The organism is Clostridium oryzae (assembly GCF_002029235.1).
In the GTDB taxonomy this organism is placed as follows: domain Bacteria; phylum Bacillota; class Clostridia; order Clostridiales; family Clostridiaceae; genus Clostridium_AE; species Clostridium_AE oryzae.
Genome location: NZ_MZGV01000087.1, coordinates 1 through 16,309, shown reverse-complemented (window position 1 = coordinate 16,309; position 16,309 = coordinate 1). Strand labels below are relative to the sequence as shown.

At 32.5% G+C, this 16,309-nt stretch carries 14 protein-coding genes; 10 read left to right on the top strand and 4 right to left on the bottom strand.

Features of this window, described 5'->3' with window-relative positions; translation table 11 throughout:
- Positions 1-147 precede the first annotated feature (147 nt).
- The 8 genes from CLORY_RS20695 (at position 148) to CLORY_RS20660 (ending at position 8,447) form a co-directional block, all read left to right on the top strand.
- On the top strand, positions 148-1,035 hold the full coding sequence (locus CLORY_RS20695; RefSeq protein ID WP_079428112.1) for an MBL fold metallo-hydrolase: 888 nt from the start codon (positions 148-150) through the stop codon (positions 1,033-1,035).
- A 584-nt stretch (positions 1,036-1,619) separates the two neighbouring features.
- On the top strand, positions 1,620-3,425 hold the full coding sequence (locus CLORY_RS20690) for a heparinase II/III domain-containing protein (RefSeq protein ID WP_079428116.1): 1,806 nt from the start codon (positions 1,620-1,622) through the stop codon (positions 3,423-3,425).
- 51 nt (positions 3,426-3,476) lie between these two features.
- Positions 3,477-3,779, top strand: a complete 303-nt coding sequence (locus CLORY_RS20685) for a hypothetical protein (protein WP_079428111.1) — start codon at positions 3,477-3,479, stop codon at positions 3,777-3,779.
- 40 nt (positions 3,780-3,819) lie between these two features.
- On the top strand, positions 3,820-4,215 hold the full coding sequence (locus CLORY_RS20680) for a helix-turn-helix transcriptional regulator (RefSeq protein WP_079428109.1): 396 nt from the start codon (positions 3,820-3,822) through the stop codon (positions 4,213-4,215).
- Positions 4,216-4,471: 256 nt separating this feature from the next.
- Positions 4,472-6,055, top strand: a complete 1,584-nt coding sequence (locus CLORY_RS20675) for an extracellular solute-binding protein (protein ID WP_169911699.1) — start codon at positions 4,472-4,474, stop codon at positions 6,053-6,055.
- Positions 6,056-6,577: 522 nt separating this feature from the next.
- Entirely contained in the window at positions 6,578-6,898 is a 321-nt protein-coding gene (locus tag CLORY_RS24110; protein ID WP_341456654.1) for an ABC transporter permease subunit, read from the top strand.
- Positions 6,899-6,910: 12 nt separating this feature from the next.
- Positions 6,911-7,786, top strand: coding sequence for a carbohydrate ABC transporter permease (locus CLORY_RS20665; protein WP_242954472.1), 876 nt, complete (start codon positions 6,911-6,913; stop codon positions 7,784-7,786).
- A gap of 55 nt (positions 7,787-7,841) precedes the next feature.
- A complete protein-coding gene (locus CLORY_RS20660) occupies positions 7,842-8,447 on the top strand; it encodes a discoidin domain-containing protein (protein ID WP_079428105.1) in 606 nt (201 codons plus the stop codon).
- 238 nt (positions 8,448-8,685) lie between these two features.
- Here the strand turns inward: CLORY_RS20660 and CLORY_RS20655 are convergent, their stop codons facing one another.
- The 3 genes from CLORY_RS20655 to CLORY_RS20645 are packed head-to-tail and all read right to left on the bottom strand — an operon-like array spanning position 8,686 to position 12,079.
- Complete coding sequence (locus tag CLORY_RS20655) at positions 8,686-9,870, bottom strand: ABC transporter permease (protein ID WP_079428103.1); 1,185 nt, start codon at positions 9,868-9,870, stop codon at positions 8,686-8,688.
- Positions 9,867-10,589, bottom strand: coding sequence for an ABC transporter ATP-binding protein (locus CLORY_RS20650; RefSeq protein ID WP_079428101.1), 723 nt, complete (start codon positions 10,587-10,589; stop codon positions 9,867-9,869). The genes CLORY_RS20655 and CLORY_RS20650 overlap by 4 nt, the downstream gene beginning before the upstream one ends.
- 29 nt (positions 10,590-10,618) lie before the next feature.
- A complete protein-coding gene (locus tag CLORY_RS20645) occupies positions 10,619-12,079 on the bottom strand; it encodes an efflux RND transporter periplasmic adaptor subunit (RefSeq protein ID WP_079428099.1) in 1,461 nt (486 codons plus the stop codon).
- A 186-nt stretch (positions 12,080-12,265) separates the two neighbouring features.
- Between CLORY_RS20645 and msrA the strand changes: the two genes are divergently transcribed.
- Both msrA and CLORY_RS20635 read left to right on the top strand, forming a co-directional pair.
- Positions 12,266-12,751, top strand: a complete 486-nt coding sequence (gene msrA, locus CLORY_RS20640) for a peptide-methionine (S)-S-oxide reductase MsrA (RefSeq protein WP_079428097.1) — start codon at positions 12,266-12,268, stop codon at positions 12,749-12,751.
- A gap of 17 nt (positions 12,752-12,768) precedes the next feature.
- A complete protein-coding gene (locus tag CLORY_RS20635; RefSeq protein ID WP_079428095.1) occupies positions 12,769-14,670 on the top strand; it encodes an ABC-F family ATP-binding cassette domain-containing protein in 1,902 nt (633 codons plus the stop codon).
- Positions 14,671-14,678: 8 nt separating this feature from the next.
- Here the strand turns inward: CLORY_RS20635 and CLORY_RS20630 are convergent, their stop codons facing one another.
- Complete coding sequence (locus CLORY_RS20630; RefSeq protein ID WP_079428092.1) at positions 14,679-16,220, bottom strand: FAD-dependent oxidoreductase; 1,542 nt, start codon at positions 16,218-16,220, stop codon at positions 14,679-14,681.
- Positions 16,221-16,309: the final 89 nt, after the last annotated feature.

Sequence of the window (16,309 nt, the reverse complement as noted above, 5' to 3'; positions counted from 1 at the left end):
AAAATTCAGCTCAGCTGAATTTTAACCTTCACTTTACTCTTTTCTCTTTACTCTTTACTCTCACACCTATTTAATGCACTTTCTCTAAACTATTCCGTCTAGCGCATTTAGTTCGCAATATATTTAAACAAGGAGTTGATACTTTACATGGAACTTACTAAAATCAATGGGAACACATATTATATAAATGCACCAACTAATATAGGAATATATAGCTACAAGAATAAAAATTGTATGCTGATTGACACAGGAAAAAATAATACAGCAGCGAGGAAGATAGAGCAGGTGATTTTAGAAAATGGATTACATCCTAAATACATAGTTAACACACACAGCCATACGGATCACTGCGGAGGCAACAATTATTTTAAAAATACTTACACAGGTTGTATCACTTATACTTCATCAAGAGAAAAACTGTATATGGAAAGTATTCAAATGTTTCCTACTATGATTTACACATGTTTACCTCCTAAACAATTAGAGGAAGATTGCAAGGATGTGCAGGTAGATTTTATTTTAGAATATGGTATGAATAAAATTAATGATGAGAAATTCACAGTGTTGGATGTAAGAGGACATTCAACAGAACATATAGCAATACTAACTCCTGATAGAGTGTGTTTTCTAGGAGATTCAATATTCAGTGACTATACTTTAGATAAATATCCTTTCCCACTTCTTTTTAATATTCAATACCAATTTGATACACTAGAAAGCATCAAAGATATAGATGCTGATTATTTTGTAATAAGTCACTCCGACGGAGTTATAAACAAACAGCAGCTAGAAAAGCTTATTGTAAGAAATACTGAAAATATACATAGGTACTTAGATGACATAGTAGAACTACTTGAAAAACCATTAACGAAAGAAGATTTACTTGAAAATATAGTTATACTAAATGATATAAAGATGGATTATAGAGAATACTATTTAAATATGTCATCATTGTCAGCGTTTTTAGCATATCTGCAAGACAATGGCAAAATCAAAAATTCTTTAGAAAATGGAAAAATGTATTACTATGTATAAATATAAGACGAACTAAATGCACAGAACGGAATAGTTAAGAGAAAGTGGATTAATTTAAAGCATACACTAAACTACTAAATATTATCTTCATCTAATTCACTTTCTTGGTTCGCAATATATTTATATGGCAAGGTTCAAAAGCTTTATAAAAATATTAAAGTTTTATTGACTGTAGTTAATTTAGGAATTATAATTTAAGCATGGTATCGTTAACGTTAACGATACCATAATGTAACAATAATTTTTTGGGCGATATTATAGAAGTAAGATACTCAAGTCATTTTGATGATGTAAAGAAGTATGATACTACAGAATTAAGAAGGCATTTTCTGATTGAAGACCTATTTTCCAGGAGAAATGAAAATGGTCTACAGCTACTTTGAAGCACTTGTATAGCTTTCTAAGTATTGGAAAATGTATCGGTAAGTATATAAGTTAAATTAAATATTGACAATTGAATGGTAAAGAGTTATAGTATTCAATATGAAACTGTTTACATAAATGGTTTTTATATAAGGGATTTTAAATTAAAAAGCTGTAGCTGTGCTGCAGCTTTTTGTCTTATTAAAGAAAGGATAATTTATATGTTTGAGATGGATTATGTCAAGAATGTTTTGAAGCAGAGTACTTGTAAAGGGCATATGCTGTTTCCTGAAATAAAAGATAAAAAGTCTATTATACAAATAAAAAAAAGTAAATTTGGAGCAAAGATATATGAGGAAGTCAAAGATTTTATTACTAAATCCGCTATAGAAAACTCACCACAAATTACATACAAAATGTACAAAGAATTTGAACTTACAGGAGATAGAAGTGTATTTGAAAAAGCATATTTTGAAAGAAGAAAGCAGCTGTTTTCATTAGTAATAATTTATCTGCTGGAAAGAGATAAAAAATATGTTTCCATGATAGAAGAAAAATTATGGCAGTGGTGCGATTTATATAGTTGGGAGCTGCCAGCACACTTTTCTATGAATGCTGAAAATGAAATTCCGCCGGATGAGACTGTAGCTCTTTTTGCAGCAGAATCTGCTTTTTTCTTTGCCGAAATAATATATTGTATCGGAGATGAATTGGATAAGTTTTTGGTACATAGGTTAAAAAAAGAAATCCTAAGAAGAGTTATAGATCCCTATGAAAAAAATTCTTATTGGTGGGAAAACTCTAGGATGAATTGGAGCTCTGTATGTGCTGGATCAGTAGGTGCTGCAGCTATTTATATACTAGAAGATGAAGAGAGATTGTCACAAATACTATATAGAGTTATAAATAGTATGGAGTGCTTTATTGATGGCTTTGATGAGAAAGGAGTTACTGCTGAGGGATTGTATTATTGGGGATATGGTCTGAGTTTCTATGTCTACTTCTCTGAACTTTTAAGAGAACGAACTAATAATGAGATTTCATTATTAACTTTTAGCAGTAAAGTTAAGAGAATAGCAGAACTTCCTCAGATACTTCAATTTCCATCTGGCAGTTTTGTTAATTTTTCAGACTCCGGCAGCGGTAAATGGTTCGGAGACTGTGGACTCTTTAAAATATTAGAGAAGGAATTAAAAGTAGACGGCTATGATTATACCAATAGTTATAGCGTATATTTTGATAATACATATAGATGGGCGGTGATGATAAGAAGACTTTTAGCAAGTGCAGCAATTGAAGAGGAAAAGGCTGAATGTATTAAAACTGGAAATTACTATTTTGAAAAGATGGCATGGGTAGTAGACAGGCGCAATGTTCATGGAAAATTCTCAGCTTTTGCAGTAAAAGGCGGAAATAACGATGAACCACATAATCATAATGATTTAGGGCATTTTATATTTCATTGTGAGGGAGAGGAAATCTTTATTGATATAGGCTCACCGAAATACGAAAAAGAGTATTTTATAAATGATAAAAGGTATCAATATATTGCAGCTAGTTCAAGAGGACATTCGGTACCAGTTATCAATGATAAATATGAAAAGTTTGGCAAGAATTATGCTGCTAGAATAACTTCAGTAGAGGAGATGCCTGGTAGTACAAAAATAGCTTTAGATATAACAAATGCATATTCAAATAGTGAATTGGAACAATTTAATAGGAAATTTCTATGGAGCTATAAAAATAATACACTTAGAATCGAGGACAAGTTCCTTTTTAGCACAATAAATAATAAGGTTGAAGAATGTTTTATAACCAAAACAAAACCTGAAGTTAAGGATGGTTGTTCGATTAAAATTATACAAAATGGCATTGAGGTGTGTATGATTTTTGAAAGACCAAGCAGCTGCAGGGTAGAGGAAATAATGTTTATCGATATAAATTTAAAACAGAGAGTGGTTTATAGGACTTCTATTGTGTATGAGATAGCTGACAAGAGTAAGCTTACATTTAATATAAAATTTTAAAGGATAGAAGTTAATTTTTATCTAGATTTAAGAAATGTTTTGGGGGTTAAAATGAAAATAAGTAGGTTAATGAAGAAAAAAAGTATAGTATTTAAATGGTTAACTTCATACCTTATTCTTTTTATGCTTGTTTTATCTATAAATGTGTTTATATATCTTGGCATGGATACAACTCTTAAAACTGAAATAAATGATGAGAATACGTTTATGCTGAATGCAACTTTAAGAAATATGGACAATGTTCTTAAAAACGTAAAGAATATAAGTGTTGAGTTGAGTAAAAATTCAGATATTCAGCATATTAGTTTGCTAAAAGGAAAAATAAGTAATCCTGGATCTATGTCAATATCTTAGTCCCATTAATCAGCTTCTATGTTGTAAAACACTAAATCAAATGAAAAATCAATTGGATGACTTTCTAGAACTATTTTGTTTACATGTGAGTAAGACTATTGAGAAGAGTACAAGTTGGGTAGTAAATAGAGTGATTCCATATATACAACAGAACTACTATGATCCAAACTTAAGTTTAGAACAAATAGGTGAACAGTTTAATGTTCATCCTGTGTATGTATCCAAAGTATTTAAAGATCATGTAGGAAAAGGAGTACTAGATTACATAAATAATCTTCGAATAGAACATTCAAAACTACTTCTTGAAGAAAAGAAAAATGCTACAATTGAACAAATAGCTGAACTTGTTGGATACCAGAATGTTCGTACATTCTCTAGGGTTTTTAAGAAATATACGAATATATCACCTGGTAAGTATAGAAATGAAAGCTTATAAAAAGTATTTTAATAAATTGCTACAAAAACCATCAGTATGTGATGGTTTTTGTTAATTTTACGGCAAAATATTTATATGTGAGTATCTATGCCTGTTAATCAAGATATAAATTTTATAGCAAGGTAATAAGTCAAAAATAAATATACTAAAAAATAACCGAATATATTAAAAACTGTAGCTTGTATATTACTAGATGGCTGATAAGATTTAAGTGTAAGAGGCCTCGATAAATTAAATTAGGATGGGGGAAAAGTTAATGATAAAAAGAAAGAAAATACTTGTAGCACTGTTAGTAACTGTGGTGGCAGCAACTTCAGTTATTGGTTGCAGCAAATCTAAAAGTGGTACTTCATCTAATGCAGCTACTTCTAATAAATATCCATTAAAAACGGATGCTACATTAACATGGTGGTTTAATTTCAGTCCTATAGCAGGCTACGGCGATGTAAAGTCTGAAAACGATACAGACTTTGCTAAGGAATTAATTAAGGAAACTGGAGTAAAGATTAAGTTTGTTCATCCATCAGGAAATGATACATCAGGAGCGCTAAATTTATTGATTGCCTCAGGAGACTTACCTGATATTGTTGAAAACGATTGGTATTCATTTGCAGGTGGTCCAGAAGCGGCTATAAATAATGGTACAATAACAAAATTAAATGATCTTATAAGTAAGGATGCACCAAATCTAAAAGCTTACCTGAAAAAGAATACTGATTTAGATAAGGCAATAAAAACAGATTCTGGAGATTATTATGTGTTTCCATTTCTAAGAGGAGATGATCGACTTACCACATATTTGGGTCCGGTTGTAAGAAAAGACCTGCTAGATAAATTAGGATTACAGTCTCCTACTACTATTGATGAATATGAAAATGTTCTCACTAAATTTAAAGAGGCTGGAATAAAGGCACCATTAACTTTTGACTGGGGAGCCATTGGATGGAGTACAGCCTTCGTTGAAGCCTATGGAGTTAAGCCTGGAATATATGTTGAAGACGGCAAGGTTAAATTTGGACAGGCGGAGTCAGGATATAAGGACTTTTTAACATTAATGAAAAGATGGTACAACAAAGGATTGCTAGACAAAAATTTTGCCACGTTAACCGGAGATCAAAAGAATACAGCTATGACCAGCGGAAAATCAGCAATGACTATTGGACTTGGCGGTGGTGGAATGGGAGTATGGCAAGCTAATGCTGATAAAGCAGGTAACGGTTATAAGTATGCAGGTGCTAAATACCCTGTTCTTCAAAAAGGAGAAACACCAAAGTTTGGACAGCACGACAGCAGATATACTACTTACAATGCAGCAGCAATAAGTACAAAATGTAAAAATCCTGATATTGCTGCAAGAGTGCTTGATTTTGGTTACAGTAAGAAAGGCACTTATCTTTATAACTTTGGAGTAAAAGGTAAATCTTATACCATTGAGAATGGAAAACCTACTTATACTAAAACAGTAATGGATAATCCAGATGGAATTGCAAGAAGCAGTGTCATGGGAAATTTTACGCGTTACGGTGGAGCGCCTACTGTTCAACAATACTTGACACAGCAGCTATCGATGCCTCAGCAGCGAGAAGCTGTAAAAACTTGGACAACAGATGCAGAAAAATATATGTTACCTCAGGTATGCTTGAAGTCTGATGAAAGTTCTGACGCAGCATCCATAATCAACAGTATAAATACCTATGTAAATGAAATGTCCTTCAAGTTTATAATGGGTACTGAGCCTCTATCTAAATTTGATAAATTTGTTGATCAAATGAATAAGTTAGGTCTTCAGAAATACCTAAAATACTATCAAGACGCTTTAGGTAGATATAATAAACGTTAGTAATATTTAACTATTAATATATTTGCATACTGGATGAATGGTGAGAACCCTTAATAAAGTATGCAAATATATTAACGTTTCATGTGTTGATAGACTTATTATTAGAAAGGGGAAGTATATGCATGGTACAAGTTAATCGGAATGCAATGAGTAACAATACATTTAAAAGCAGAGTGAAAAAAGATTTCAAGAGAAATAAAGAATTGTACTTGTTAGTATTGCCTGTTGTTATATTTTATTTACTATTTTGTTATAAACCTATGTACGGAGTTATTATTGCATTTAAAAATTTCAATCCATCACAAGGAATTTTAGGCAGTCAATGGGTAGGCCTTAAGTATTTCAAAGTTTTTTTCTAGAACAGTACAAACTATTTCGTACATTCCTCATTTCGTATCTCTTGTTGTAGTATGTGGAATGATATCCAATTTTTCACAAATAGGCGGAGTACTGAGCACTATAGTAGAATTTTTTACTGGTAAATAGGTAAACCTCCTTTCAGTTCCAGGTTATTTTGTACCTATCTATGTTATATCCAATATATGGAAAGACATAGGTTTCGGATCAATCATATATATTGCTGCGCTGATGGGAATAGACCAACAGCTATATGAAGCCGCGCAGATTGATGGGGCAAATAAGTGGAAACAACTTATTCATGTCACAATACCTGGAATTATGCCTATGATTATAATTATGTTTATTTTAGCTATGGGTGGTCTTTTAAAATTTAATTTTGGATATAGTACTGCAGTAGGTTTATTCAATTCTGTAGTTAATTTTATACTGATTTTTGCTACTAATAAAATTAGTCAAAAAGTAAATGAGACTAGCTTATGGTAAGGGGGAATATATTTGAGAATAAAAGAAAGCTTTGGAGAAAGAGTTTTTAACATAGGTAATATTATTATAATGCTGTTAATTGTTGCTGTTACCCTTTACCCATTCTGGTATGTAACTGTGGCTTCTTTCAGTGATGGTGCTCAGTATATGAAACATACACGGCTACTTTTTAAACCTATAGGCTTCAGTTTAGCTGCTTATAAAGCTACTTTTGCAAATTCGATGCTGGGGAGAGGTTATTTGAATACACTTTTTATACTTATAGTAGGAACTTTTCTTAATATCGTAATGACATCTTTAGGAGCGTATTTTTTATCAAGAAAAAATGTAATGTGGAAGAAACCTATAATGTTTGGAATTGTATTTACAATGTATTTCAGTGGAGGCTTGATACCATTTTATTTAACAGTAAAACAACTACATCTGGATAATACTTTATGGTCTCTAATTATTCCTAATCTTGTAAATACCTTTAACTTAATTATAATGAGAACTGCCTTTATGGCTATACCAGACAGCCTTGAAGAATCAGCAAAATTGGATGGAGCCAGTCATTTTACAATTTTGACTAGACTGATTATTCCACTATGTGCGCCTACTATCGCTGTAATGGTTTTGTATTATGGAGTAGGATATTGGAATTCATGGTTTAATGCTAGTATTTTTTTACGAGATAGAGGGAAATTTCCTTTGCAGCTTATATTACGTGAAATACTTTTGCAAAATACCAATGCGGATTCCAATAATACACTTATTGATCAGGAGTCTATCAGTGAGACTATAAAGTATGCGCTAATTATTGTATCTACTGTACCAGTACTATTTGTATATCCATTTTTGCAGAAATATTTTGTAAAGGGCGTAATGGTTGGTGCTTTAAAAGAATAGATAGAATTTAGGAAACAGCTCAACATTTTCAGCACAATCTGGTGGAGTAATTCGCATGAAAGAGGATAATGGAAGTAATTTTGTTATGATGGCTAACCGCTGGATGTTTGGGTGGAAAGATGCTACAAATCCTATATCTCAACAGAGAATGCTTCCAATTTCTTTTTCAAATGGATTTGCTTTTTTTGATTTCTACGATGAGGTTTTATACAATGCAGACCAGGATATTATTATACCTGTACAGAACGGCAAATTACTATCCCAAGAAAAAACAGTGACAGCTTCTAGTAATACAGAAACAGCAGCTTATGTCAATGATGGAGACTATCAAACAGAATGGATAGGAACGAAAACATGGCCGAGTACATGGACAGTGGATTTAAACGCCACGTATAACTTAAGTAATATTCAGATATCTTGGTATATGATGAAGGGATCGGAAGCATATTACAAGTACAAACTAGAGGGCAGCATCGATGGTTTAAGCTATACAACTCTATTAGACAAATCAAGTGCGTATAATGACTATGGTTTTACTTCAGATAGACTTTCAGGAAAAGCAAGATTTGTTAGAGTCACTTTAGTAGATGCCAAATTACAAAATAATACAAATAATTGGTACACACCTCAATTGTACGAGGTTAAGGTATATGGAAATTGATAGAAGAGAAAAAAGTAAAGAGTAAAGAGATTAATTACGCATTGAAAAAGGATGCAATTAAAGTAAACGAAGTAATGAGAAGGTGGTTTTTGATAAAATACCACCTTTTCAGTTGTTAAGAAAAAAATTGAAATAATTAATATAGAAAATAATATTTTGTAAATACATAGAGTCGGCTGAAGGGGTGAGTGACCGTAGAAGGCATTTTTCAGCCGACGGAGGTTACTCACCCCTTATTTTATTCAAATCTTAATGCATCTATAGGATTTAATTTTGAAGCTTTATTAGCTGGGTACATACCGAATATAATACCTACTAGTACTGAGAAAATAAACGCTTCTAATACTACACTATTAGAAATCACGATAGTTGTATTAAAGAACTTTTCGCCAATATATGCGCCTAAATATCCTATACCGACTCCAATTAATCCTCCCAGACCACTTATACTTGATGCTTCTATTAAAAATTGCATCAGTATAGTACGTCTCTTTGCACCTATGGCTTTTCTTACTCCGATTTCACGGGTTCTTTCAATAACTGAGACAAGCATAATATTCATTATGCCTATTCCACCAACAACAAGCGATATTGCGGCTATGCCTGCTAACATCGAGGTCATACTGGAAGTGGCTGATGTAGCTGTTTCTAAAAGACTTGTTTGATCATTAACTCTGTAAGAATCTGAATCACTTTCATCTGAGCTTTCACCATATTTTCTGTTTAGGAACAATTTCAAGTAAGACATAGCAGTATCTACTTTATCGGAGCTGGTTGCTTCTACATAATATGTTTTGGGTGTTTTGTTTTGTAAAAGTCTTTCACCAGTTGAAAGAGGAATTATTATTTTATCATCATTTGATCCTGTTGATGATGTACCTGAAGATTTTATCAAACCTATTATTTGGTATTTAATTCCGTTAATGTAAACATCTTCGCCTACAACGTTTGTTGTATTAAATAGGTTTGAAGCTGTTTCAGTTCCAATAACAGCAACTTTGAACCTATTATCTATGTCACGCTGAGTTATAAATCTTCCCATGCTTACTTCTGTTTTCTTTATTTCAGCATAGTCAGGAGTGGTTGCTTCTAAATTAGTTGTAGAAGAATTAGTACCAGCTTTCAGGTTTACACTGCTAGTGATATCTGGAGCTATTTTTTTAATTCCTGGTTGTTTAGTTAAGGTTTTTAAGTCATTATCTGTAATTGGAGCATATTTATAGCTTGAAATATTTACAGTTATAAGGTTAGTACCTAAACTTTCTATTTTATCACTTATAGATTTCTGAGTTCCTTTTCCAAGTCCCATAAGTATGATGACAGAGGATATTCCAATTATTATTCCAAGCATTGTGAGAAATGAACGCATTTTATTGCTCCATACAGAGGCAAGTGCGATCTTAAATAATTTGGTAAACTTCATCTAATCACCTCTCTTATCTTTGAAGGTGAATTACTGTCAGAAGTTATCCTTCCGTCTTTAACTGTCACTATCCTATAAGCTTCTGATGCGATTTCCATATCATGAGTGATCATTATAATCGTATTACCTTCCTCATTGAGACCTTTCATCATCTGAAGAACTTCCTTGCCTGTTTTACTATCTAAAGCACCCGTAGGTTCATCAGCTAAAAGTATCTGAGGCTCAGTCACAAGAGCTCTTGCAATAGCAACTCTTTGTTTTTGTCCGCCTGAAAGTTCAGGAGGTTTGTGTTTTATATGTTTTAATAATCCTACTTTTTCCAAGGCTTGCATAGATTTTTCTCTAACTTTTTTACCGGACATACCTTGATAAAAAAGAGGTAGTTCAACATTTTCTATTATATTAAGCTTCGGTAAAAGATTATAATTTTGAAATATGAAACCTATCTTTTTATTTCTTATTTCAGATAATTTATTATCACTGCATTTAGTATTTAAACCATCGAGAAAATATTCACCAGTTGAAGCTATATCTAAACATCCTAATATATTCATCAATGTGGACTTGCCAGCACCAGATGGTCCGACTATAGCAACATATTCGCCTTTATTAATAGATAAATTAACATTTTCAAGTGCAGTATATGTGGAAGAGCCCATATCGTAAATTTTTCCTATGTTTTTCATACTAATCAGCGGCTTATCCTTTTTATTAGCCATAAAACCACCATCCTTATTTAATTTAGTTCCTATTTAGAACTGCTCGAATTAGAACTTGAATTTGATTTAGAAGAATTTTTATTAAATCCTCCCATTGCGCCGCTTGGAGCACCACCCATACCGTCCATGCCGCCGCTCATACTTCGCATACCGCCGAAGCCTTGCTGTTGAGTAGAAGTTGATGATTTTGGCAGTGAAACTAGTAATTGCTGGCCCTCGGTTAAACCACTTGTAACTTCAATATAGTTTTCAGTTTCTAAGCCGGTCTGTATTTCTACAAGTCTTCCACTGCTAGCTGTAAAAGGATTTGCTTTATTATTTGTACTATTGGAATTGTTATTGCTGTTAGCAGTATTCTTACTGTTATTACTATTAGAATTAGCACTTTGTGTTGAAGTGGACGTTGAACCTGATGTTGAACTTGAATTAGCTACTCGAACGAATTTTTTACTCCCCATTTCTACTAATGCATCCGCTGGAATAACTAAAACATTAGATCGGCTCTTTACTTTTATTGTCACTGTAGCGTTCATGTCAAGCTTTATTTTAGTAGGACTATTTACTGAAACTACTACCTCGTATGTAGTGACATTATTAGATGTAGTACCAGTTTGGGCAATTTGTTTAACGGTTCCTTTATATGTCTTTCCGTCTATAGCATCAAAAGTTATTTCTGCTGATTGTCCCTTTTTCACTTTATTTATGTCTAGTTCATCAACAGAAGTTTTTACTCTAATTGAATTCATATTTGTAATTGTTAACAAAGAGGCTGCATTTTGTACAGAATCTCCGTTTGAAACTGATACAGCAGTAACAATACCGGTTATTGGGGCTTTTATAGTCATCGAATCAATGGCATCTTGGGCAGCATCAACAGTTCGTTCAGCTTGAGTTATAGTTATTTTCTGCTGAGATATTTCACTGTTTATACTGGAAATTGTAGATGCACTACTCTGAGAACTTTGAGTAGATGTACTTTGAGTAGATGAAGTTTGATTACCTTTACTAGATGAAGCTTGATTTCCCTGATCTGATGAAGTAGTATTATTTGCAGTTGTAGAACTTGTAGCTGCAGTACTTGATGTTGATTTTGCAGTTTTAGCTTCTTCAAGTTCAGTCTGTAATTGAGTAAGCTTCAATTTTTGAGTCTTTAAATTATCTTCAGCCTGATCAAGTGTAGTCTCTAGGCTGCTGTCATATACTTTAGCAATTACGTCGCCTTCTGACACCTTATCACCAACTTTTAAGCTAAGGCTTTTTATGGTTCCAGAATTATTGGAAGTTACTGTTCGTGTTTTTGCAGAATAGGCAGTTCCTGTTCCATCAACTGTCTGCTCCAAATTCATTTTCCTAACGCTGGTAGTCATGTATGAAGTAGCAGAGGTAGTAGTTTTAGCTTTAGTAAAATGTTTTACTGTAAAAAAAATACCAGTTCCAGCCACAGCAACTATTAGACAAGCAATTATAATTTTAATTGTTTTTTTCTTCAAAATTATTCCTCCTTATATAGGTTATCAAATAATAGAAACTATTAAATACATGTTGTATATATTTTTATTAAATGTATAATAAAATTACTATGTTATAATTGATATTATAGAGATTAGGTGGATATAGAATGACAATGTTGTAAACAAAATGTTAATGACATTAATAATTGAAGGAGGACTAAATTTATGAAAACTATAGTATTAGCCGGAGGATGTTTTTGGGGTGTAGAAATGTATTTTAAAAATATTGATGGAGTTAAGGATACCACAGTTGGATACGCTAATGGCAACGTAGAAAACCCTACCTATGAGTTGGTATGCAAAAATACAACAGGCTTTGCAGAGGCTTGTGAAATCAAATATGATGAAAATGTAGTCAGCTTAAAAAAAATATTAGAAGCTTATTGGGTTGTAGTAGATCCAACAATAAAGGATAGACAGGGACATGATATAGGCAAACAATATAGAACGGGGATATATTATTCAGATGAAAGTGATATCTCAGTAATTGAGGCATCTAAAGCTGAAGAACAGAAAAAGTATGAGCAGCCTATAGTTACTGAAGTTTTACCATTAAAAAATTTTTATTCAGCTGAAGAATATCATCAGGACTATTTAGATAAAAACCCTAATGGATATTGTCACATACCAAGAGAGCTCCTTAAAAAATAGATTGGAAAGGTATACTAATGAACATATTAAACGGAGAAAATATATCTAAAAGTTATAGCGAAAGAATTTTATTTGATAAAATTACACTTGGAATAAATGAAGGGGAAAAAATAGGCTTAATTGGAGTTAATGGTACAGGAAAGAGCACTTTATTAAAGGTCCTTTCTGGGATAGAGGTACCGGATGAAGGTAAAATAACAGTAAATAACTCTGTAAATATTTCATATCTAGCTCAAAGTCCAGAGTTTGATAATGATTCTACAGTGCTAGAGTACATCTTTAAGGGTGAATCAGAGGTTATGAGGATTGTAAGAGAATATGAAAAGGCTATAGAAGCTGCTGTAGATAATGATGAAATTATAAGATTATCTAGAAAAATGGATGAATTCAATGCATGGTCACTTGAGAGTCAGGTTAAGAGTGTGCTTAGTAAACTTGGAATAAACAATTTTAACCAAAGATTATCAGAAATGTCTGGTGGACAGCGAAAAAGAGTTGCTATGGCTTCAGTACTTATAAATCCAAGTGAACTTATTATTATGGATGAGCCGACTAACCATCTAGACAATGATACTATTGAATGGTTGGAAACTTTTCTTAATAAAAGAAAAGGTGCATTGATAATGATAACTCATGATAGATATTTCCTGGATAGGGTGACAAATAGGATTTTAGAACTGGATAATGGTAAACTTTACAGCTATGATGGCAATTACGAATATTTTCTTTCTAAAAAAATTGAGCGGGAGCAGATAGAAACTGCTGAACAACAAAAGAAGAGCAGCCTTTTAAAAAGAGAGCTGGCATGGATTAGACGAGGTGCAAAAGCTAGAAGCACTAAACAAAAAGCAAGAATAGATCGATTTGAACAACTTAAAGAAGATCAACATTATTCAAGCGATGAAACTATAGAGATATCTTCTGCAGCAACTAGATTGGGTAAGAAGATAATAGAGTTAAACCATATAAATAAAGCGTTTAATGATAGAATAATAATTAGCGATTTTAGCTATATTGTATTAAGAGACGATAGAATAGGCATAATAGGTGATAATGGCACTGGGAAATCCACATTAATGAATATAGTGGCTGGGAAGATAAAACCAGATAGTGGAGAAGTTATCATAGGAGATACCGTTAAAATAGGAATGTACTCGCAGGAAATAGAAGATATGGATAATGACCTGAGGGTTATTGAATATATAAGAAATGCAGCAGAATGGATAGAGGATAAAAATGGGGATAAAGTAAGTGCGTCACAGATGCTGGAAAGATTCCTTTTTCCTCCGGAACAACAATGGAGTATTATAGGAAAACTATCTGGTGGTGAAAAGAGAAGATTATATTTACTTAAAGTGCTTATGGAAGCGCCTAATGTACTTTTATTAGATGAACCTACAAATGATTTAGATATACAGACCTTAGAAATTTTAGAGGACTATATCGATGAATTCAGCGGTGTTGTTCTAGCTGTATCCCATGATAGATATTTTTTGGATAGAATAGCTGAAAAAATATTCTTTGTCAATAATGCAAAAATTGAAATATCTCACGGAAACTATTCTGATTTTAAGGACAGATATGATAAAGAAATGTCTGAACAAAAACTTAAGGAAATAGATGCTAAAAAGGTTCGTAAGCCACATCAGAATGATGAAGAAAAGAAAAAGAATAAACCACTCAAATTTTCGTTTAAGGAAAAAAAAGAATATGAAGAGATAGATGAAAAAATAAGTAAACTTGAAGGACAGATAGAAGAATTAGATAAAGAAATCGAAGCTTCATCCTCAGACTATGGAAAACTTCAGGAGTTACTTAAACTTAAAGATGAAGCCGAGAAAAAATTAGAAGAAAAAATGGACAGATGGGTATACTTAAATGAACTGGCAGAGAAAATAGAAGAAGCTAAAAAACAATAAATTAACGATTAATTATTAAGAGAGCTGGTATCGTATTTTTGCAATGGTTTTAGGGAAGGACACTCCAGAATTTCACCATCTATGGAGAATCTTGAACCATGGCAAGGACAATCCCAGCTTTTTTCTGCATCATTCCAATTTAGTTCACACCCCATATGTGTGCAGGTCGTATTAATTATATGTAGAACTCCAAGTTCATCTTTATAGATACCAACCTTATTTCCATTTACCTCAGTTTTAATACTGGAGTCCACAGGAATGCTGTTTATCTTATCAGCTGATTCAGTCTTACCCTTCAAGAATTGTTCAGCAACAGTGATATTTTGTTTGAAGAAGTTTACTATGCCTGTACTGCTTGTGAATCTAGATGGACTGTACAATTCCTCATACGGATTTTTTTTGTTCATTATAATATCGGTTATTAATATGGCTGCATTGGTACTGTTAGTCATGCCCCATTTATTATAGCCTGTAGCTACAAAAATATTTTGGCGTTTAGCATTCATTTTGCCTACATAAGGCACTTTATCTAATGTTACAATATCATGTGTGTACCAGTTATGGCTAAATTCGGATATACTATATAAACTATTTCCGAAATCTTGTAGATTATTATAATGAACACTTGTGTTATCATCTCTGCCTGAAATATGACTTTCTCCACTAAATAGAAGTACATCTTCACCGTTAATTTCCGCAGGCCTTACAGATCTTCTTGGATGCTCAGCATCTATATATATGCCTCCCGGAAAATCATTTGTAGTTTTACCTACTACTACGTACGAACCGCTAGCATGCAGTCTGCTAAAAAACACTGAACTACCGTCAACAAATGGAAAATGAGTTGCAGAAATAACATAATTACAAGAAACTTTTTTACAGTTACTAAAAATTACTGAGAGTTTTTTTGACGCATTTTTGTTATCAATAACATCGACAGCTCTAGAATTTTCATAAATGTTTTTGTTAGGCCCTCTTAGTGAATTAATAATTCCCAGCATATATTTGATAGGGTGAAAGCGATATTGTTTTTTAAAACCTACTGCGGATTTAATATCTATAGGTAAAGGAATAGTATCAAAATACAAAGCTGGAAAGCCTAATTCTACAGCTGTTGATACTTCATCTTCAATTTTTTTCATGTATTTGTCTGAACATGTGTAAACATAAGAAGTTTCTTCAATAAAATCACAACTTATATTTCTTTTACCTATAGTTTCTTTTATAAAATCTAATGCCTTAAGGTTTGAAACTGCATATAATTCAGTGTTATATTTGCCTATAGATTTTGAAAAATTATCAAAAAACAAATTATGCTGAAATGTAACTTTTGCAGTGGTGTGGCTAGTAGTGCCTCGAAAAAGTTTATTACCTTCAAAAAGTGAACAGGTAATACCCAACTGATTGAGTAGATACAGACAGGTTATGCCAGTAATTCCACCGCCTATAATTGCAACTTCTGTTTCCATATCTTCATTTAGACTTGGGTATTCATCGACATGCATATTTTCAAACCAGCAGGTTTTAGGATAAATTGGCGTTTTGATCATACGTTAACACTTCCTTATATGTATAATATGAACATGTCAATTAAATATTATCCACAATAACGTATAAGTTATAATATACAATAATATAT